At 47.2% G+C, this 20684-nt stretch carries 20 protein-coding genes and 2 riboswitches; of the genes, 16 read left to right on the forward strand and 4 right to left on the reverse strand.

Going from position 1 to position 20684, the window contains the following annotated elements:
• Positions 1-167: 167 nt before the first annotated feature.
• Positions 168-998 (reverse strand): undecaprenyl-diphosphatase UppP, encoded by an 831-nt coding sequence (uppP, locus tag ACSZLD_RS16355; protein WP_444685819.1) that lies wholly within the window; start codon positions 996-998, stop codon positions 168-170.
• Positions 999-1247: 249 nt separating this feature from the next.
• Here uppP and ACSZLD_RS16360 point away from each other — a divergent pair, with 249 nt between their 5' ends.
• Entirely contained in the window at positions 1248-1886 is a 639-nt protein-coding gene (locus ACSZLD_RS16360; protein ID WP_377910616.1) for a TlpA disulfide reductase family protein, read from the forward strand.
• A 645-nt stretch (positions 1887-2531) separates the two neighbouring features.
• On the opposite strand, the gene ACSZLD_RS16365 is transcribed toward ACSZLD_RS16360, so the two are convergent.
• The gene (locus tag ACSZLD_RS16365; protein WP_444685820.1) at positions 2532-3446 is read right to left on the reverse strand and encodes an aldo/keto reductase; all 915 of its coding nucleotides are present in this window, start codon (positions 3444-3446) and stop codon (positions 2532-2534) included.
• A gap of 84 nt (positions 3447-3530) precedes the next feature.
• On the opposite strand from ACSZLD_RS16365, the gene ACSZLD_RS16370 reads away from it, so the two are divergent.
• The 12 genes from ACSZLD_RS16370 to ribH all read left to right on the forward strand — a co-directional run bounded on the left by ACSZLD_RS16370 (position 3531) and on the right by ribH (position 15509).
• On the forward strand, positions 3531-4088 hold the full coding sequence (locus ACSZLD_RS16370; protein WP_444685821.1) for an NUDIX domain-containing protein: 558 nt from the start codon (positions 3531-3533) through the stop codon (positions 4086-4088).
• Positions 4089-4216: 128 nt separating this feature from the next.
• The gene (gene fur / locus ACSZLD_RS16375; RefSeq protein ID WP_168008699.1) at positions 4217-4657 is read left to right on the forward strand and encodes a ferric iron uptake transcriptional regulator; all 441 of its coding nucleotides are present in this window, start codon (positions 4217-4219) and stop codon (positions 4655-4657) included.
• Between the two features lie 199 nt (positions 4658-4856).
• Positions 4857-5750, forward strand: coding sequence for a site-specific tyrosine recombinase XerD (gene xerD / locus ACSZLD_RS16380; protein WP_444685822.1), 894 nt, complete (start codon positions 4857-4859; stop codon positions 5748-5750).
• A gap of 74 nt (positions 5751-5824) precedes the next feature.
• On the forward strand, positions 5825-7018 hold the full coding sequence (deoB, locus tag ACSZLD_RS16385) for a phosphopentomutase (RefSeq protein ID WP_444685823.1): 1194 nt from the start codon (positions 5825-5827) through the stop codon (positions 7016-7018).
• Entirely contained in the window at positions 7015-7833 is an 819-nt protein-coding gene (locus ACSZLD_RS16390) for a purine-nucleoside phosphorylase (RefSeq protein ID WP_444685824.1), read from the forward strand. Before deoB ends, ACSZLD_RS16390 begins: the two co-directional genes overlap by 4 nt.
• A gap of 61 nt (positions 7834-7894) precedes the next feature.
• Positions 7895-9196 (forward strand): pyrimidine-nucleoside phosphorylase, encoded by a 1302-nt coding sequence (locus tag ACSZLD_RS16395; RefSeq protein ID WP_377910610.1) that lies wholly within the window; start codon positions 7895-7897, stop codon positions 9194-9196.
• A gap of 54 nt (positions 9197-9250) precedes the next feature.
• Positions 9251-9427: riboswitch (Lysine riboswitch) on the forward strand.
• Between the two features lie 99 nt (positions 9428-9526).
• Complete coding sequence (gene lysA, locus ACSZLD_RS16400; protein WP_444685830.1) at positions 9527-10861, forward strand: diaminopimelate decarboxylase; 1335 nt, start codon at positions 9527-9529, stop codon at positions 10859-10861.
• Between the two features lie 186 nt (positions 10862-11047).
• Positions 11048-11482, forward strand: a complete 435-nt coding sequence (locus ACSZLD_RS16405) for a peptidylprolyl isomerase (RefSeq protein ID WP_168008711.1) — start codon at positions 11048-11050, stop codon at positions 11480-11482.
• Between the two features lie 76 nt (positions 11483-11558).
• Positions 11559-11704, forward strand: a riboswitch (FMN riboswitch).
• Between the two features lie 275 nt (positions 11705-11979).
• Complete coding sequence (ribD, locus tag ACSZLD_RS16410; protein WP_444685825.1) at positions 11980-13086, forward strand: bifunctional diaminohydroxyphosphoribosylaminopyrimidine deaminase/5-amino-6-(5-phosphoribosylamino)uracil reductase RibD; 1107 nt, start codon at positions 11980-11982, stop codon at positions 13084-13086.
• On the forward strand, positions 13068-13721 hold the full coding sequence (gene ribE / locus ACSZLD_RS16415) for a riboflavin synthase (RefSeq protein ID WP_377910608.1): 654 nt from the start codon (positions 13068-13070) through the stop codon (positions 13719-13721). Before ribD ends, ribE begins: the two co-directional genes overlap by 19 nt.
• Positions 13722-13766: 45 nt before the next feature.
• On the forward strand, positions 13767-14960 hold the full coding sequence (locus ACSZLD_RS16420; RefSeq protein WP_377910946.1) for a bifunctional 3,4-dihydroxy-2-butanone-4-phosphate synthase/GTP cyclohydrolase II: 1194 nt from the start codon (positions 13767-13769) through the stop codon (positions 14958-14960).
• An 84-nt stretch (positions 14961-15044) separates the two neighbouring features.
• Positions 15045-15509: a 6,7-dimethyl-8-ribityllumazine synthase gene (ribH, locus tag ACSZLD_RS16425; protein ID WP_377910607.1), complete on the forward strand. Its 465-nt coding sequence runs from the start codon at positions 15045-15047 to the stop codon at positions 15507-15509.
• A 79-nt stretch (positions 15510-15588) separates the two neighbouring features.
• Here ribH and ACSZLD_RS16430 read toward each other — a convergent pair whose 3' ends face one another.
• The gene (locus ACSZLD_RS16430; protein ID WP_444685826.1) at positions 15589-16140 is read right to left on the reverse strand and encodes a DUF309 domain-containing protein; all 552 of its coding nucleotides are present in this window, start codon (positions 16138-16140) and stop codon (positions 15589-15591) included.
• Between the two features lie 136 nt (positions 16141-16276).
• Here ACSZLD_RS16430 and ACSZLD_RS16435 point away from each other — a divergent pair, with 136 nt between their 5' ends.
• Positions 16277-17023, forward strand: coding sequence for a segregation and condensation protein A (locus tag ACSZLD_RS16435; protein ID WP_444685827.1), 747 nt, complete (start codon positions 16277-16279; stop codon positions 17021-17023).
• Positions 17020-17601, forward strand: coding sequence for an SMC-Scp complex subunit ScpB (scpB, locus tag ACSZLD_RS16440; RefSeq protein WP_444685828.1), 582 nt, complete (start codon positions 17020-17022; stop codon positions 17599-17601). The genes ACSZLD_RS16435 and scpB overlap by 4 nt, the downstream gene beginning before the upstream one ends.
• Here scpB and ACSZLD_RS16445 read toward each other — a convergent pair.
• Entirely contained in the window at positions 17598-18398 is an 801-nt protein-coding gene (locus ACSZLD_RS16445; RefSeq protein ID WP_377910602.1) for an SDR family NAD(P)-dependent oxidoreductase, read from the reverse strand. The two genes, scpB and ACSZLD_RS16445, sit on opposite strands and share 4 nt — an antisense overlap.
• 121 nt (positions 18399-18519) lie before the next feature.
• Between ACSZLD_RS16445 and ACSZLD_RS16450 the strand changes: the two genes are divergently transcribed.
• Positions 18520-19932, forward strand: a complete 1413-nt coding sequence (locus tag ACSZLD_RS16450; RefSeq protein ID WP_444685829.1) for a phospholipase D-like domain-containing protein — start codon at positions 18520-18522, stop codon at positions 19930-19932.
• The last annotated feature ends 752 nt before the right edge of the window (positions 19933-20684 follow it).

Raw genomic sequence — 20684 nt, forward strand, 5'->3', positions numbered from 1 at the left:
GTTTTGTCGCTTACACACACAGGTTCGGCGATTTTTTTCTGTTTCCTTCTATAAAATTACTTCTATACATAAAAAGGGGCTGTCCCGTCGATAATATCGACTTATGGGACAGCCCCATTATTTGTGAACTTTAGCAAGCACCTTGTTTCATCCACAGTGAAACACACTTATACATCCATAACGGTGTTTGGATCAATCAGGAAGAACACGAGAGCTGCAACAACAAAACAATAAATCGCAAAATAAATCAACTTACTCTTCTTCAGGAAATCGATCAGCCAGATAATACCGAGAAGAGAGAAGATAAACGTTACGGCAAACGAGACAACCAGGTTAAGACCACCAATGTAGCTAATCATATCTGCAGAGATATCTCTGACACCCAGAACGGTAGATCCTAAAATGATGGGAATGGCCAGCAGAAAGGAATAGCGGACAGCCGTATCCCGATCAAGCCCTATTAAAAGTCCGGTCACAAGCGTAGCTCCGGAACGGGATATACCGGGGAAGACCGCCAGCGTTTGACCAAGTCCTACAATAACGGAATCTTTGACAGTCATATCCTTTTCCTTCCGCGCGCCGTAGCGATGAAAGCGCTCGATGAAAATCAGCGCAAATCCGGTGAGGGTTAAGGCGAGAGCGATAATAGCTGGCGTTTTCATTCCATCGCCAAAGAAATCAGAGAGGAGAACGCCAAGCCCGCCCGTGATGACAGTTGCGACCAGAATATAAACGCCGAACCAGAACATTGTTTTATCCTCGGCACGCCGTTTCATGATGTAGTTCAGAAAGCCTGCAGTTACTTCAATCACATCTTTTCGGAAGTAAAAGATTACGGCAAGGACAGAGGCTAGATGCAAATAAATTTCGAATGCGAGACCTGGAAATGAATAACCGAATATCATTTGTGTGATAACGATATGTGCTGTACTGGAGATTGGAAGAAACTCTGTAATTCCTTGAACAATCCCAAAAATGATAGCTTCAATTAACGACATGCGTGCACGCTCCTTTTAAATATGTAAATGAACAACAGACGAATTTAGTTTACCAGAATCAGACTGAAAAGTATGGCGTTTCGCGAAAAAACTGCATTCTTCCTGTTTATACAAACGGAGGTATCAAATTGGAAGGAGCGTTACGAATTGGAGAAGGTACATAAAAAAGATTGTTCATGGAACCGCCACCTTATTGATTCAAGTTCATCCCTCCTATAAACTATACTGAGAGAAGAGGAGGGATCGTTCGTGCGGAAGTGGTTTACATTAGCAGCGGCGGCTGCAGCTTTAGGGGCGGCTTTAGTCGTTATTGTCGACTATGGGGAAGACACTGAAGAAAGCAGTGAAGCGCTGGAAGCATATATGGAAGCCGGCGGTATAGAACGCGAGACGCTTTCAGAAGAGGAAATGGTCAGCCTGGACCCGCTTGACGGTGTTGGCTCCGAGCCGGGCATGCAGGCACCGGACTTTTCTCTGCCGACCCTCCATGAGGATCAGCTCAGCCTGGCAGACCTGGAAGGCGATTATGTCGTTTTAAATATCTGGGCGACCTGGTGTCCGCCTTGCAGAGATGAAATGCCTGATTTTGCGGCTTTTTATGAAGACTATAAAGATGATGGGGTGCATGTACTTGGACTCAACCGAACGGCTACGGAACCCGGGATAGATGCAGTCAGGCAGTTTGCGGAAGATTTCAGCATTCCGTTCCCTGTGATTATCGATGAGGAGGACGTTGTAGAGGACCTCTACAGTGTATATGTGATGCCGACTACGTATATCATCACACCAGACGGCAGAGTGGCTATGAATCGTCCGGGTTATATATCGTATGACGTATTGGAAGAGCAGTACTTGTCAATCAGAGAACAATACGAAGATGAGGCATAGCATACGCAGCACGTATAACGGGCATCGTTCAGAATTCGCCAAACGGATTTACCTCCCTCTATAATATGAAAAAAGCAGAAGCCAGTTCAATGGCTTCTGCTTCCAGAGTGTTGATGAAGTCATGTTAGGTGAATAAGGTTGCATCTGCCTGTATCTGCGGACCCTCGCTTTCCGGAGGGAACGGGCTCAGCTAACCGCTTCCTTCTTCCGTAGGAAGCGCTGGATCTTCGCTTCGTTCTGATCCTCCAGGAGTCGAGCTCCTTCGATGTCGGCAGCTGGCAGTCTGTTTCACGTACTTGGTTAGGTCTGCACGATCGGCTTCCAAACAGATAGATCCTTCCCGATGTGTCCGGCGTGCCCGTGGAAGCCGCGCAGCCTGAAGATCCCGTGCCGTTCAGATCTGCAACGGCATCAACGTACGAGCGGAGCCGGACTAGGTCTTGAAGGCTTCTCGTGAGAAGCCTGTGTCCGAGTGAAGCCGCGCCATTTTCCCTTCATAAAGGGGCCCCTGAGAAATAGCTGAAGGCCAGCCCACGGCAGGCTAGGTAAGCAGAGGGGAAATACAATCAAACGAATCAACATGGAAGTTGAAAGACTTTTTCAACAGCCTGAAAGCAGAAGCCAGTTCAATGGCTTCTGCTTTTTTTATACTCGGTGGTTCTCATAGTGCTCAGCTTTCGTCAGCGAGCGAATGTCCTTCAGCTGTTGATCTGAAAGAGGACCGGCTTCAGCTGCTAGAATCGTTTCCTGAACCTGTTCAACGGAGCTCGCTCCAGGAATAACAACATCACAAGCAGGATCGGCCAGCACGTAGCGCAAAGCTAGGCTGTTAAGAGTCATGCCCCAGTCCGAAGCATATGCTTGCAGATCATGCAGTGTGTCACGAAGCTCGCTGCCGGAGTAGGACAAATACCCTTCATCTGTGAGCTTACGTGTGAAACGCTCTGTTAAGAGCCCCTTAGCCAGCGGACCTCTGGCAATAATGGAAACCGAATGCTCTTGGAGGAAAGCACTGAGTTCTTCAGGACGGCGGTCCAGTATGCTGTACTGCATCATATTGGAGACGACACCCGTAACAGGCGCCCATTTATTAATAACATTCGGTCGTATAGAGGAGGTTCCATAGGCCTGAATCAACCCATCGCGCTTTAATAATTCCAGAGCTTCCCGCGTTTCGTCGAAGGGATCATCGATTGTACCGCCGTGAAGCTGGTATACATCAATGCTGTCAGTGTTGAGACGCTTCAGCGACTGCTTACAGGCTTCGATCAGATAAGATTTAGATGGATTCCAGCTCCAGGTTGTCTGGTCAGAGCTCCAGTCATTTCCACCTTTCGTTGCAATTGTGACGCTGTTTCTGTAGGGTGTAAGGCCTCTGCCCACGTTTTCTTCGTTACGCCCAAATTGATAAAGATCGGCTGTATCAAAATAAGTAATTCCGCCGTCCACAGCGGCGTGTAGAATTCGTTCTGCTTCCTTATAATCTTCCGGAAGCGACATACATCCAAAACCTAATACAGAAGCTTTAATGAGTGAATTTCCAATCGTACTAGACTGCATCCAACCCCTCCTTTAAATTAACTCTAGTAGAGCAATTGCAGTTTTGCAAGGAATCCTCTATGCTCAGAACATGGAGGGATAATGATGAAGGACCATTTGCATGAAGAAACTTTACATAAAGAACGCATTTATCAAGGGCGCATAATTGAGTTAGAAAATCATACAGTGAGACTGCCGGACGGCAAGGAAAGCAAACGGGAGGTTGTCCGTCATCCTGGAGCAGTTGGCATCATCTGCTTCCGCGATGATAAGCTCATTCTCGTTTATCAGTACAGAAAAGCATTAGGTAAAGTAATTGCAGAGATCCCGGCCGGGAAATTGGATGAGGGAGAAAGCCCTGAAGTTTGTGCAGTTAGAGAGCTGGAAGAAGAAACAGGAATAAAAGCAGGATCATGCAGATTCCTTTGTTCGTTCTATACGAGTCCAGGATTCGCGGATGAACTTGTACATATTTATATTGCTGAAGATCTAAAGGCCGGACACAAAGCTGCAGATGACGATGAATTTGTTGAGATGGCTGAGGTCAGTTTAGAAGAAGCATCAGCGTTTATAGAAGATGGTACCATTCATGATGCTAAAACGCTGTATGCTGTTCAATACCTGCAGCTGCAAAAAGAACGGTCATCAAGCAGACCTAAATAATAATTATTATTATATTGTTATGATAATCATTATCATTTGACACCCATTTTCAATACTGCTTATAATAATAGCAGAAATGAAGGCAAGCTCCGCTCATACAGGAGCTGCTGAATGGAGGACGACTGTCAATGGAGCAGCGCATTGAAAGAATAAAAAAACAACTTCATTCCCAGAGCTATAAACTCACTCCGCAGCGGGAAGCTGTCGTTCGAGTGCTGCTCGAACATGAGGAAGACCACCTCAGCGCCGAAGATGTTTACATGCTGGTCAAAGAAAAATATCCGGAAATTGGGCTTGCCACAGTGTACCGGACGCTTGAACTTCTTACCGAATTGAAAATCGTAGACAAAATTAATTTCGGGGACGGCGTGTCCCGCTATGATCTTCGTAAAGAAGGTGCCACACACTTTCATCATCATCTAGTCTGCCTGGAGTGCGGAGCAGTTGATGAAATTCAGGAGGATCTGCTTGGTGATGTGGAGAAGATCGTGGAACAGCGGTGGAAGTTCGACATTAAAGATCACCGGCTTACGTTTCACGGTATTTGTCATCGGTGTAACGGCAGGTAGTCGCTGTACCAGCAAGAAGTCCCATTCTATAACTTACGCTGAACGGAAGCCTCAGACTATTCTGAGGTTTTTTGTGTTGTCAGCTATTGATTCAGAAGAATATATCGCATAGTCAATAAAATTCAGGACATTTTTTCAATGCCAACTGCACAAAGGTACGTACCTGTGGTATTCTGAAAGAAGCAGGAGGTGGCAGGATGTGCACCATGAAATAGAAACATTCATTCACTATTTGACGGTTGAAAAAGGCCTTTCACCCAACTCCGTTTCAGCCTCTGAACGGGATCTGCGTGCATATGCCGCATATCTCCAGCAAACAGCTGATTTAAAGGATTGGAACGATGTCATGCGTCACCATATATCAGGTTTTCTCCGGCATCTCTTTGAGAATGGACGAGCAGCCTCTACGACAGCAAGGATGCTTTCTACTGTCCGCTCCTTTCACCGCTTTATGCTGCGGGAAAAACTGTCGGCTCAGGATCCTTCCTCTGACGTTGATGCACCGAAGCAGGAACGCAGGTTGCCAAAAGTGCTTTCTGCTGCAGAAGTAGAGAAGCTTCTCGATGATCCTGCGGGAAAGAAAAAGCCGATCGAGCTGCGGAACAAAGCCATGCTCGAATTGTTGTACGCAACAGGAATGCGGGTGACAGAGCTTTGTACGTTAAAAACATCGGATGTCCATTTACAGATGGGATTTGTCCAGTGCAGAGGAAAAGGGAGCAAAGAACGAATAGTTCCGCTGGGCAGCCATGCATCAACGGCCCTGCAAAACTACCTGGATTACGGACGGTCTGAATTGATGAAAAAGAAGCAGAGTGACGATCTTTTTTTAAATCATCACGGAAACGTTCTCACGAGACAAGGGTTTTGGAAAATTATTAAGAAACTGGCACAGGAAGCGGGAATTGAAAAAGAGCTTTCTCCGCACATGCTGCGCCACTCATTCGCTACACATTTATTGGAAAATGGAGCTGATTTGCGCGCTGTTCAGGAAATGCTTGGACATGCCGATATTTCGACCACGCAAATCTATACACACGTAACAAAAGTACGCATGAGGGAAGTGTATACACAGCATCATCCTCGTGCGTGATGCTTTTTGAATAGAGGTCTGACTTCTGACAACAGAACAAAGATTTCTTCATTATTTAGTTAGGAGTGACAAACATGAGAGCTTATAAGCGGATTTTTCTCGTCGTAATGGATTCTGTAGGGATAGGTGAAGCACCGGATGCAGCGGCATTTGGTGACACAGGCGCTGATACACTTGGTCATATCGCTGAAAAAATGAACGGCTTGCAAATGCCTCATTTGGATCAGCTTGGACTTAGCTCTATCAAGACATATAAAGGGGTGTCGCAGCCGAAACAAACAATTGGGTCTTATGGAACGATGATAGAGAAGTCAGCCGGCAAAGATACGATGACCGGGCACTGGGAAATCATGGGTCTTTACATTGATCAGCCGTTTCGCACGTTTCCTGAAGGTTTTCCAAGCGCTTTGATCGATCAGATTAAAGCACACACCGGGAGAGGCATTCTCGGAAACAAACCGGCTTCGGGGACCGATATTCTTGATGAACTGGGAGCCGAACACGTCCGGACAGGAGACTTGATTGTGTATACATCTGCAGATTCCGTTCTGCAGATTGCTGCTCATGAAGAAGTTGTTCCTCCGGAGGAGCTCTGGAGCATTTGTGAAGCGGTCCGGGAAATGACGCTGGAAGATCCTTACATGATCGGTCGTGTCATTGCGAGGCCGTTTGTTGGTTCAGATGGAGCGTGGGAACGTACGTCCAATCGTCACGACTACGCACTGAAGCCTTTTGGCGAAACGGTTATGAACGCGTTGGAAGATGGAGGCTTCGATTCTATTTCCATCGGTAAAATTGCGGATATTTACGATAATGAAGGCGTGACCGATTCGCTCCGTACAACTTCGAATATGGACGGTATGGATAAACTTGTGCAAACAGCAGACCGTGAGTTTACCGGCCTCAGCTTCTTAAACCTTGTTGATTTTGATGCAAAGTTTGGCCACCGGCGAGATCCGATCGGATACGGAAAGGCGCTGGAGGAATTTGATGCAAGACTGCCGGAAATCATTAGCAGACTTCGAGAAGATGATCTCCTGCTTATCACCGCGGATCATGGAAACGATCCGGTTCATCATGGAACTGATCACACACGGGAGATCGTACCGCTTTTAGCATACAGTCCTTCTTCTAATCGATCCGTTGATTTAGGAAGACGCAGTACTTTCGCTGACATTGGAGCGACTGTTGCGGATAACTTTAAGGTTACAATGCCGGAATACGGCTCCAGCTTTTTAAACGAACTGACAGGAGGAGAAAAAGCATGAATCATATCAACAAAGCAGCAGCTTATATCAACGAAAAGCTTGGCAACCTGAAGCCGGAGACTGGCTTAATCCTCGGCTCCGGTCTGGGTGTCTTAGCAGAAGAGATTGAAAATTCTGTAGCTATTCCATATCAGGATATTCCCGGCTTTCCAGCTTCTACGGTTGCAGGCCATAAAGGTCAGCTTGTCGCAGGGAAGCTCGAGGGAAGAGATGTCGTCGCGATGCAGGGACGCTTCCATTTTTATGAAGGCTATCCAATGGAGCTCGTTACGCTGCCTGTGAGAGCCATGCAAGCAGCTGGGGTAACCGAGCTGATCGTGACAAATGCTGCGGGCGGTATCAACGAATCGTTTGATGCTGGCAATTTGATGCTGATTGAGGACCATCTTAACATGTTTGGGACCAATCCGCTTATTGGGGAAAATGTAGAAGCGCAGGGGCCGCGTTTTCCGGATATGTCCAAGCCCTATAACCCGGACATGATCCGCCTTGCTGCAGATGCAGCTTCAGAACATGGAATTGACGTTAAAAGAGGCGTATATGCCGGAACGACCGGACCGTCCTACGAAACACCGGCAGAGGTTCGTATGCTGCGAGTACTTGGTGCAGATGCGGTCGGTATGTCTACCGTTCCAGAGGTCATCACTGCCGGTCACTGCGGAATGCGGGTTCTCGGAATTTCCTGTATTTCAAATATGGCAGCGGGGATTCTTGATCAGCCGCTTACCCACGATGAAGTAATGGAAACGACGGAAGCCGTTAAGCAGGATTTCATACAGCTCGTTAAGGCTATTGTGCACAAGCTGAACGGATAAAAATAAACGTGAGGCACTTGATTTCGGATTGAGTTGCCGCACAGGGAAGGTGTGCTGGAAGATGCGAATGGTAGATGTAATTGAAAAAAAGCGTTCCGGACAGGAATTGACCGATGAGGAAATTGCCTACGTCATTGAGGGCTACACGAACGATTCCATTCCTGATTATCAAGTGTCAGCTCTTTTAATGGCGGTTTACTTCCAAGGAATGAGCGCCAGAGAAACAGCCGTCCTGACTCAGGCGATGGTTGATTCCGGTGAAACGATCGACCTGTCTTCGATTCACGGCCATAAGGTAGACAAGCATTCTACTGGAGGAGTTGGAGATAAGATCAGTTTTATCATCGGTCCGCTTGTAGCGTCGGTGGGGGTGCCGGTGGCTAAAATGAGCGGCAGAGGGCTTGGTCACACGGGAGGTACGATTGATAAGCTGGAGTCAATCAATGGATTTAATGTAGAAGTAAGCAAAGAGGATTTTATCCGGCTTGTAAATGAGAATAAACTTGCCGTGGCAGGCCAGACCGGCAACCTGGCACCGGCCGATAAGAAGTTGTATGCACTTCGTGATGTAACGGCGACAGTCGATTCAATTCCTCTCATTGCCGGATCGATTATGAGTAAAAAAATTGCCTCAGGCGCTGACAGCATCGTGCTGGATGTGAAGACAGGCTCCGGAGCTTTTATGAAAACGTTGGAAGAGTCGAAAAAACTGGCTCAGGAAATGGTGACCATCGGTACAAATCTCGGTAGAAATACAGTTGCTGTGATTAGTGATATGAATCAGCCGCTCGGCTACGAAATAGGAAATGCAAACGAGATTCGAGAAGCAGTAGATGTTCTTCGAGGGAAAAACGTTGAGGATCTCCGTGAGCTTTCACTTGAAATTGGAAGTCATATGGCTCTGCTTGCAGGGGTATTCGACAGCTATGAGCAAGCGTATGAGAAACTCGCTGCGAATCTTGACAACGGAGAAGCCTTTGAAGTCATGAAAACGTTTGTCGCTGCCCAGGGTGGCGATGTGTCTATGGTAGAAAATACAGATCTTCTCCCTGGCGCTTCTCATTCCATTGACGTCCCTGCAAAAACTGCCGGGTATATAACAGCAATTGAAGCTCATTCCATTGGGACTGCCGCGATGTACTTAGGTGCCGGCAGGGAAACGAAAGAAAGTAAGATTAAACACGGGGTCGGCATCTCGCTGCGTAAAAAAATTGGTGATTATGTTGAAGCTGGAGAATCGCTAGCTGTACTGCACTCTGATACAGAATCACAGGAAGATGCGCGCAGTCTAGTAAGAGAAGCCTATGAAATACGTGCGGAGCGTGTGTCCTCGCCAACATTAATTTATGAAGTAATCCGCTGAAGCTCGGAGTTGCAAAGCCTGCTAACCTGTGCTATATTAGCCAGAACTGAATAGAAGAAAGATAGAGGTGCCGGTAAAGGGATCAGTATGCTGTGGGATAAGGACAAGTGGTACGAGCAGCAGAAAGGCCCGCCGGCCGAAGAAAAACACGGATGTCCAGCCGTGTATTTCTGGGGCTGCACTGAAGAAGTGCAGCACTGTCACAGGAAGTTGTGGAGAACTATCTTTCCGATCGTTGTTAGACGAGAGGAATGATGGATGCAGCTGCCATCATTCCTCTTTTATTTAGGGGCGGCAGCCGGGATAATGTTTGTAAAGGAGAGATTTGAATTGGTTCAATATGGAACTCAGCGGATCAACGAGGCAGGAAGACTGGAAATTGGAGGAGTAGATGCTGCTGTTTTGACAGAAGCATATGGAACGCCTTTATTTGTTTATGATGTGGAGGATATCCGCAGGCGTGCAGCTGCGTTCCATCAAGCTTTTCAGAATGAACAGGTAAACTATCAAATTGCATACGCATCCAAAGCCTTCAGCTGTATCGCCATGCTGGAGCTGGCTGCTGATCTGGAGCTGAGCTTGGACGTGTGTTCTGAGGGAGAACTGTATACCGCTGCAAAAGCCGGTTTTCCGATGGAAAATATTCATTTCCACGGCAACAATAAGACTCCGCAGGAGCTGGAGATGGCTGTTGAACATGGAATCGGCTGCATTGTCGTCGATAACTTTACGGAATTGAGCTGGCTCATGGCCTTGACAGAATCAAAGAAGCAGCAGATGGACGTGCTGATCCGGATTACTCCAGGAGTAGAAGCCCATACGCATGAATATATTTCAACCGGACAGGAAGATTCAAAATTCGGATTCGATTTGAACAGTGGTCAGGCGGACAAGGCAGTCAACATGCTGAAGGATCACAAGTGGCTTCGTCTGCAGGGCGTGCATTCTCATATCGGTTCTCAAATTTTCCGGGCGGAAGGATTTGAAGAAGCAGTTCGTGCAGTCTTTCATTCGATTCGCAAATGGAATCATGAGTTTGGATTTTATCCACAGGTGCTTAACGTGGGCGGTGGGTTTGGAATCCGCTATGCAGAAGGTGATAAGCCGCTTCCGCTCGGTGATTATATTACCCGTATGGTCAAAGAAGTGAAAAACGAGGCAGCTTCCATGAATAAGCCGGTTCCGGAAATATGGATCGAGCCGGGCAGGGCACTTGTCGGTGAAGCCGGAACGACTATTTATTCGCTTGGAGCACGAAAAGAAATTCCGGACGTCCGGACGTACCTGTCTGTTGATGGTGGCATGACCGACAACATTCGTCCGGCTCTTTATCAGGCAGAATATTCCGCACTGCTGGCAAACCGTGCTAATGATCCGATTGAAGAACAGGTTTCCATCGCTGGCAAGTGCTGCGAAAGCGGCGATATGCTGATCTGGGATTTGGACCTTCCTAAAGCAGGCAGCGGGGATCTTTTAGCCGTGTTTTCAACCGGAGCCTACGGATATTCCATGGCTAATAATTATAACCGGATTTTACGTCCGGCTGTTGTGTTCGTCGAAAATGGACGACATGAATGCGTTATTCGCAGAGAAAGCCTTGAAGATCTCGTTAAATTGGAAGAAAGGTACAGCCTCCTCCAGAAAGAAAGCAGCCGCACAAGTTAACAGAGAAGAATAGAGGGCCGTCAGATACGCGTTTTCTGACGGTCCTGTTTTAGTTGAAAGAGAACCTGTAAAAAATAGATGGACGTTTATCAAATGGGCCAGCAAAAGGTTTGTCATTCGCCAAGCTGTGTAAAATCTGATAAACTGTTTTTGTTCCTTATTTTATTCACGCGGAGGTTTTACATAATGAAAAAAGGTGAAATTCGTTTTGAAAATGGCGAAGTAATTAAAATTGATTTTTTTGAAGAGGATGCTCCAGGTACGGTTGCTAACTTTGAGAAGCTTGCAAATGACGGCTTTTACAACGGACTGACATTCCACCGTGTTATTCCTGGCTTTGTAGCTCAAGGCGGCTGCCCTAACGGAACCGGCACAGGTGGACCAGGCTACACCATCAAATGCGAAACAGAAGGCAACCCTCATCGTCATCAAAAAGGCAGCCTGTCTATGGCGCACGCAGGCAAAGATACAGGCGGGAGCCAGTTTTTCCTCGTACTTGAACCTCAGCCTCATCTGGACGGTGTGCATACGGTATTTGGACAGATCACAGAAGGCCTGGATACGATGGATCGGATCCGTCCGAATGACACGATGCAAGAAGTTACAGTTTTTGATGCCTGAAACTAGCGCTCCGGTAACAGGAATGCTATAGTTAGTGCATAACAAATGAATAAAGGATGAATGTTTCAACGTTCGTCCGATCCTTCGGGGCAGGGTGAAATTCCCTACCGGCGGTGATAAGAACCTGGTTCTTTCAGTCCGTGACCCGGTCCGGTTTTCCGGCCCGGTGGATCCGGTGTAATTCCGGAGCCGACAGTATAGTCTGGATGGGAGAAGGATTTCGCAGCAGCTTTTTACGAAAAAGGTGCCTATTCCGGGGGACCGGTCTACCTTTTTTCATAAAAAAATATTCTGCACCTATGCCCTGAATGATGTATGTCGTTCAGGGCATATTTGTTTTACGGATAGAAGCCAATAACCAGTCATTTCAGCTGAGTACTTGTTAAAAGGGAACTGAAAGATTATATGCTCTACTGAGTACCAAGGAAGCGCTGCGAAACGTGTTGAATAAGGAGTGCTTCCAGCATGTGTTCTGTGAATAGATGGGAGGGGTCACCATGACAAAAAGAGACTATATGAAGCTTGCGGTTGAGCTTGCTTCTGCTGCGGGAGGGCAGACCTCTCCGAACCCACAAGTAGGGTGTGTCATTGTCAAAAACGGACGCGTAGCGGGAGTAGGGACACACTTAAAAGCCGGGGACAAGCATGCCGAACGATATGCCCTGGAAATGGCGGGTGCGCAAGCTTCAGGCGCTGACATGTATGTAACGCTTGAGCCCTGTTCTCATCACGGCAGGACACCGCCATGTGCGGATGCCGTGATTGAAGCAGGCATCAGCCGAGTATTTACTGCATCCAGCGATCCGGACCCCCGTGTATCGGGAAGAGGAATCAAAAAACTGCTTGAAGCAGGCATTTATGTAGAAACCGGCATCATGAAAGAAGAAGCAGATGAGCTTAACCGTCGTTTTTTTCACTATGTCACAACGCGTCATCCTTACGTCACGCTTAAAATGGCTGCCTCGATTGATGGCAAAACAGCAACGATTTCCGGGGAAAGTAAATGGATAACAGGACCTGCGTCGAGGCTGGATGGACACCGCCTTCGGCACGAACACGATGCAATTTTAGTCGGTATCGAAACAGTATTAGCAGATGATCCTGAACTGACGGTTCGTTTGCCGGAAGGCGGCATTGATCCTATACGAGTTGTCCTTGATAATGAACTCCGCTTCCCTCTTCGTGCAAACATGCTGCAAGCTTCCGGAAGAACGATAATTTTCACTTCTGAACGGGGAGACAAAGATAAAGAAAAGGCGCTTAAAGCAGCCGGTGCGGAAGTCATTCGGCTTTCAACATTTCGCGTCGAGCCAGAAACTGTACTTGAAAAACTAGGTTCTGAAGGCATCGGCTCTCTCCTGATTGAGGGGGGCGGTACCGTGTTAGACAGTTTTGTCCGAACAGGCTTCTTTCAAGAAGCTGTGCTGTATCAAGCGCCGATCTTAATTGGCGGCCGGGACGCAGTTTCTGCTATCGGCGGCAGCGGTATAGAAAGGCTGTCCGACTGTCCCCGCCTGATATTAAAACAGGTAGAGCAGCTGGAGCAGGATGTAAAATTAACCTATCGAAATGAGGTGCAGAACGAATGTTCACCGGAATTATAGAAGAAAAAGGTAAAATTGTCTCAATGAACGAAACGGGTGAAGCGATCGTCATGACCGTAGAAGCTCCGGAAATTTTATCGGATGTCAAACTGGGAGACAGTATCGCCGTAAACGGGGTCTGCCTGACCGTTGCATCATTTGAAGGCAGCCAGTTTACGGTAGATCTTATGCCCGAAACAGTCAGAGCAACGAGTCTGAGGCTTGTCAGCGAAGGTTCTGAAGTGAATTTGGAGCGAGCAATGGCCGCGGGCGGCAGATTTGGCGGTCACTTTGTCAGCGGCCATGTTGACGGCACCGGCATTATAAAAAAGAAAGAAGCAGACCAGAACGCGGTGTATGTAGAAATTGAAGTAGAGCCCAAACTCCGTCAATATTTGACGATGAAAGGAAGTGTCGCCGTCGATGGGACGAGCTTGACTATTTTTGGATTAACCGACACAAGCTTCACTCTTTCGTTAATTCCGCATACGTTAAAAGAAACAGTGATGGGAAGCCGGCAAGTCGGAGATCCAGTTAACGTGGAATGCGACATGCTCGCAAAGTATGTAGAAGAGCTGCTTGCTGTCCGCTTTCGAACGCAGGAAAAACCAGAAGCGGTAAGCGAATCATTTTTAAAAGAGCACGGATTTCAATAATAATGCCGGTTTGAGCGGCAGATGAAGGAGGCGGGAAGCATGTCCATGTTTGATCCAATTGAAGATGCGATCTATGCACTGGCACAAGGAGAAGTAGTCATCGTCTGTGACGATGAAGACCGTGAGAATGAAGGGGATTTCGTATCACTGGCTGAAAAGACAACTCCTGATGTCATTAACTTCATGATTACGTACGGCCGGGGATTGGTCTGTACCCCGATTACAGAAGAGCGGGCTGAGAAATTAGGGCTTGTACCTATGGTGGACCGAAATTCAGATCCTCACGGTACCGCGTTTACGGTGAGTGTAGATCATAAGCATACGACGACAGGCATTTCTGCACAGGAACGATCTATGACAATTCAAGCCTTAATTGATGGCGATTCAAAACCGGCTGATTTTCAGCGCCCGGGTCATATTTTCCCATTGATTGCGAAGGATGGGGGAGTGCTGAGAAGAGCTGGCCATACCGAGGCAGCTGTCGATCTTGCCCGAATGGCGGGATCTGCCCCGGCCGGTGTCATTTGCGAAATAATGAACGATGACGGAACGATGGCCAGAGTGCCTGAACTTCGGGAAATTGCTGACCGGCACGAGTTAAAAATGGTCACAATTAAGGATTTAATCAAGTATCGAAACCGTAAAGATAAGCTCGTTTCCAAGGAAATTGAAATTAAGCTTCCAACCGATTACGGCGAATTTCGCGCGATCGGGTACTCAAACGTCGTGGATGGAAAAGAGCACGTTGCCATCGTAAAAGGAGATATTGGCGGATCTAAACCGACACTTGTCCGTGTCCATTCAGAGTGCCTCACAGGAGACGTATTCGGTTCGAGGCGCTGTGACTGCGGCCCGCAGCTTCACGCTGCCCTCGCGCAGATTGAGGCGAATGGCTCCGGTGTCGTACTCTATATGCGCCAGGAAGGCAGGGGGATTGGTCTGCTGAATAAAATGAAGGCGTACAAGCTTCAAGAAGAAGGCTTGGATACTGTGGAAGCCAATGAAAAGCTTGGCTTTGGTCCGGATCTTCGCGACTATGGAATCGGCGCGCAAATCCTGCGGGATCTCGGCATTCGCAAGATGAAGCTGCTGACGAACAATCCTCGAAAAATTACCGGATTAAATGGATACGATTTAGAAATAGTGGAGCGAGTACCCATTCAGCTGCCGCATTCCCGCGACAATGAGAACTACCTAAAAACGAAAAAAGACAAGCTGGGTCATATGCTGCATCTGTAAACCTGTGTTACATGAGCTTCATGACCGAATGGCACACAATTACTGAAAATAATCCGTTTATAACGAAGAAGGGATGTCATTACTATGGGAAACGTACTTGAAGGAAAACTTACAGGAAATGATTTGAAAGTTGCGATCGTAGTTGGACGATTTAATGATTTTATTACAAAAAGCCTGATGGAAGGTGCGGAGGGTACCTGTTTGAGACACGGCGTATCTGAGGAAAACATCGATATTGTATGGGTGCCGGGAGCATTTGAAATTCCATTCGCTGCTAAAAAGCTTGCAGATTCCGGAAAATACGATGCAGTTATCACACTTGGAACCGTCATCAGAGGGTCCACGCCTCACTTTGATTATGTCTGCGGTGAAGCAGCAAAAGGGGTATCTCAGGCAGGGCTTTCCAGTGGAGTTCCTGTTATATTTGGTGTCATTACGACCAACACGATTGAACAGGCGATTGAGCGGGCAGGTACAAAAGCTGGAAATAAAGGTGCTGAAGCTGCAGCTGCTGCGATTGAAATGGCGAACTTAAACAAGCTTATATAAGACTTTACAGATGAAGCCGCATCGAATGAAGATTCGATGCGGCTTTTTAGCAGGCGACGCTTTGTTAAAGCATAAGCACTTACTTTGTCTCGTTAGACCGGTCTAATGAAACCTGCTGTCTTTTGTTAAGGGCTTCAGCGCGGGCAGCTTCGACTTCCGATCTGTCTCTAAGCAGATGGCGGTGCAGCACGGAACGGTCTATACTCCGGTCATCAAGATTCCATTCCAGACCATGTTCAGACGCCTGCTGCCGACATATGTGCTCCACCTGTTCAACGAGCGGAATGGCAAACGGCTGGTAGGGCCATCCATTTGCGGCCTCTTCATAGCGTTCTTCCAGCGCCTTTCGAAGCTGGCCCTCGTAAATTCCCAGCGCATGCAGCCTGTGCTCGTCCCTGTCGAGCAGCTTAAAAACCTTATCAAAAAGCTTCAGACTTCCGCGCAGGTTTCCTCTTCGCTGATGGTATAAGCCAACTGCAAGCTGAATCAGCAGAAGCCAGGTTTTTTCCCTGCCGTTCTCGATCCAATATTCCTCTAATATTTCATGGCACTCGAAAAAATCCCGAGTGGCATGAAATTCAACTAAATAATTGACATACGCCTGCGGATAATCAACTGTTACGTGCTGCATGTGCTACTCTCCTTTATCCGTAAACCTCTCGAATCGTTATCTGTTCCAGTATAAATCATCTTCCTTAATTAGAAAACTATTACCGTCTGAACCTCTTGGATATGATATAATATCGCATGAAATGGAGTGGGAACCGATGACATATCATGTGAAACTGAATGGGTTTGAAGGCCCTCTTGATCTGCTCCTTCATCTAATACAAAAAAATGATTTAGATTTATACGATATAAATTTAAAAGATATTACCGATCAATACGTCGATTATATCCGAACAATGCAGGTACTGGAGCTGAATGTAGCGGGCGAATATCTCGTGATGGCCTCTACGCTTTTGTATATGAAAAGCCGGCTGCTGCTGCCATCAGAAGAACCGGAAGAGCTGTATGATGAGTTGGAAGCAGAGGAGGAATGGACAAAGCAATCGTTAATGGAGAAGCTTGTCCAGTATAAAGCCTTTAAAGAGGCTGCTTCTGACTTAAAACAAAAGGAAGCTGAACGGAGTTTATATTTTACAAGACCGGCTGAAGATTTGTCTGCTTTTGCAGGCACGGATGATCCAGCACCTGAGCTGGATGTATCATTGTTTGATCTGATCGGTGCTTATCAGGATATACAAAAACGGGAAAAAGCCGACAAGCCTTATCGAAGTGTGGCTCGAGAAGAGATATCCATCGATTCCAAAATGGAAGCGATTGTTGCGACACTTAAGACATATCATGGAAAGACAACGTTTCGAACGCTTTTTGCGGATGACGAGGAGGAGTCACCGGTGATGACGTTTTTGGCACTGCTGGAGCTTATGAAAAATAAAAAAGTGACGTGCGAGCAGGCTCGGCACTTTGCAGATATTATGATTGTGATGAAGGGTGCGGATTCGGCGTGATAAATGAAGAAATCAAAGGGAAGCTGGAGGGCCTGCTCTTCGTCGCAGGAGACGAAGGCATGGAAAAAGCACAGCTGTTGAATGCTCTGGAGTGTACTGAAGAAGAACTGGAGCTGCACGCTGAAGCATTACATGACCTTTATGAAAGCGGCGGCAGAGGAATAGCCCTCCAGGAAGTTGCCGGTGGGTATCAACTCACAACAAGACAGGAGCACGCAGCTATGTACAAGAAGCTCGTTTCTTCACCAGTTAATACAACGCTTTCTCAGGCAGCACTTGAATGCCTTGCGGTTGTTGCTTATCGACAGCCTGTATCACGCATGGAGATCGAGGATATTCGCGGAGTTAAAACCGACCGGCCGCTTCGAACGCTGCAAAATCGAGGTTTGATTGAAGAGGCCGGCAGGAAAGAAGGAGCCGGCAGAGCCATCCTGTATGGAACTACCAGGTACTTTCTTGAACAATTCGGTTTGCAAACGTTAAGCGACCTTCCCCCGCTTGAAGAAGCAGAGGAAGGTAGAGAAGATTTTGATCTCTTTTTCGATCGTTTTCAGGAGGCAGTCGAAGAGGAAAGCTAGCGCATGACGCTTCCGCCGGATAGTTTCACGGATTCACCGACAATGTTTTCTGCGGCATCTGAGAGTAGAAACATGATTGTTCTGGCCGTTTCTTCCGGCGTTGTCATGCGGCCGGAGGGAAGGGCTTTTTCGGTTTGTTCTCGCTGCTCTTCATAAGAGATCCCACTGGCTGACGCTTTCTTTTCAAGTATCTGCCGAGCCATATCAGTATCAACGAACCCGGGACAGACAGCGTTTACCCGCACGCCGTGTTCGATCGCTTCAAGAGCAAAAGAGTGAGTGAAGCCGATCATGGCAAACTTCGATCCTGCATATGCAGTGCTCCCGTGCGTGCCGCGAAGACCGGACAAAGAAGATATATTGACGACAGCTCCCTTGCCCCGTTCTTTCATGCTTTTAAATACAAGCTGACTCAGCATCACAGCAGAGATGAAGTTAATCTGCATAATGGATTCCAGATCCTCTTCCTTTATAAATTCCACTACGTCTCCTCCTGCAATCCCGGCTCCATTGACGAGACCGGTGACAGGTCCGAATGATTCTTCCGCTTCATATACGAGTCTTTCCCGGTCGCGTGCCTCCGTTAAATCGGCCTGGATCGTCAGAAGGTTTGAAGCGTCTGCGTGGTAATGAGCCTGCTGACTCAGCGAACGAAGTTTTTCCTCATTTCTTCCGGCTGCTGTAACTTGTGCACCTAGCTTAAGTAGATCGAGTGCAAGAACTTTTCCAATTCCGCCTGTTGCTCCAGTTATTAGAATGTGAGCACCTTTAAATGCTGATGAGTGAAACATACTCATTTATGAATTCCTCCTCTTCAATATTCCCGGACTATTTAGTGCGGGATACTTGTCTACAATTACCCTCAAAAGGGAAAGAGGAAACGAAAGCCTATGTTTTTCATAAGAGAGGAGCCCATACATGTACATAACAAGAAGCAAATGGAAATGGGCTGTCGCGATCCTGCTTTTCATCACACTCGCTGCCACTATATACGGCTTATTTAAACCCGTACCAGCCGGCACCTCTTATAAAGGAGAAGTTCATTATACAGATGATCTGCGATTTTTACTGAACCGCTCTTCGGAACAGGACGGAGACAGGGTATTCAATGAAGAGATCTATTCAGCAGTATTGGAAGCGGTAGAAGAAGCGGAGTCTTTTGTTGCAGTGGAAATGTTTCTGCTTAATGATAAAACCGACGGAGATTTTCCTCCGTTGAGTCTGACATTAACAGAAGTGCTGATTGATGCTTCAGAAAGAGGAGTGAACGTGTACGTTTTGACAGATCCAATCAATACGAGCTATTTTTCCCATGAATCTACGATGATCAACATGCTCGATGATGCAGGTGTTCAAACAATTATGACGGATATCACCAGGCTGCAGGATTCCAACCCGCTCTATTCCGGAATATGGCGAGCATACCTGCAGTGGTTCGGGCAGGGTGGAAACGGATGGATCGAAAATGTGTTTGATCCGGAAGCTCCTCAGATGACGGTACGATCATTTCTGAAACTAATGAACGGCCGGGCTAATCACCGGAAAGTGGTTATCACAGAGGAAACTGGTTTCGTCATGTCCGCTAATTTTCATGATGAGAGCTATTTTTATACGAACACAGCATTTCAGACATCTGGCCCTGTTTTATACGACCTTCTGGAAACAGTTCAGGCCGTTTCTGATTTCTCTGACGGTCCAGATCTTGAGGCAGAACCTTCGGTGGATCAAACTGACGGAGAATATGCGGTCCAGGTATTAACGGAAGGAGAGAACTTCAACCGGGTTCAGGAAATGCTGGATGACGCAGCTCCGGAAGACACTGTTTATGCGGCTCTTTATTTTTTAGCGGACACTGAAATTGTGGACAGTATCGAAGCAGCAGCAGAACGCGGGACCGATATTCGGCTTATCCTGGATCCAAATGAAAGTGCATTTGGCATGGACGTTTTTGGCATGCCGAATAGACCCGTTGCAGAGGATTTGATGAATCTTGGCATGTCAAATCTTCAAGTACGCTGGTACAATACTGGCGACGAGCAGTTCCACCCGAAAATGATGGCTGTTTTCAACGATTCAGGCCTATCAGTGATAGCAGGATCAGCCAATTTCACAAGCCGGAATATGCGTGATAACAACCTTGATACAAATTTATACGCAGAAATGGATGAAGGCAGCGATACGTTTGACGAGATTGAAACCTTTTTTAACGAAATGTGGACGAATGAAGAGTCGGATTATACACTGCCCTACGAACATTATTTGAACCCGCATTCGAGCTGGCGGGAGTGGATCTACCGATTTCAAAAAATTTCTGGGCTGAGCACCTATTAACTAATAGAATAAGCAGGATATCTGCAAGGTGAAAGGGCGCTCACAGAATGTGAGCGCCCTTGCAGAGTGTTGATAAAGTCATTTCAAGTGAATGACTTTGCATCTGCCTGCATCTGCGGACCCTCGCTTTCCGGAGGGAACGGCCTCAGCTAACCGCTTCTTCCTTTCGTCCGCCGGATCTTCGCCTCGTTCTGATCCTCTCGGAGTCGAGTTTCCTCCGATTTAGCAGCTGGCTGTCCAGTTAAAACCCTGGTGATGATTCACACGAGCTTGCTTCATATAGAGGGAACCTTTCGTTAGGCAGCGCTTCGATGTCGAATCGGGATGAACGTCAACGTACCCACCAAAAAAGCCGCAACGTCCAGCGATTGGAACGTTTTTCTCCATCAAACAAATTCATTTCCCCTTTGTGTCCGGCGGGGACGTGGAAGCCGCGCAGCCTGAAGATCCTTTCTCAGAGGTTTATCCTGAGAAATAGCTGAAGGCAAGCCCACGGCAGGCTCGGTAAACAGAGGGGAAAGTCAATCAATCGAATAACCATGTAAACAAATTGACTTTATCAACAGCCTGAAAGGGGCTGTCCCATAAGTCGATATTATCGACGGGACAGCCCCTTTTTATGTATAGAAGTAATTTATAGAAGGAAACAGAAAAAAATCGCCGAACCTGTGTGTGTAAGCGACAAAACCAACACCACCAGGAGGCGATTTTTATGAGCAGCCAAACGGCTACTTTCCAAGAGTATACCATGG

This window comes from Alkalicoccus luteus (assembly GCF_052061695.1).
GTDB classification, from domain to species: domain Bacteria; phylum Bacillota; class Bacilli; order Bacillales; family Salisediminibacteriaceae; genus Alkalicoccus; species Alkalicoccus luteus.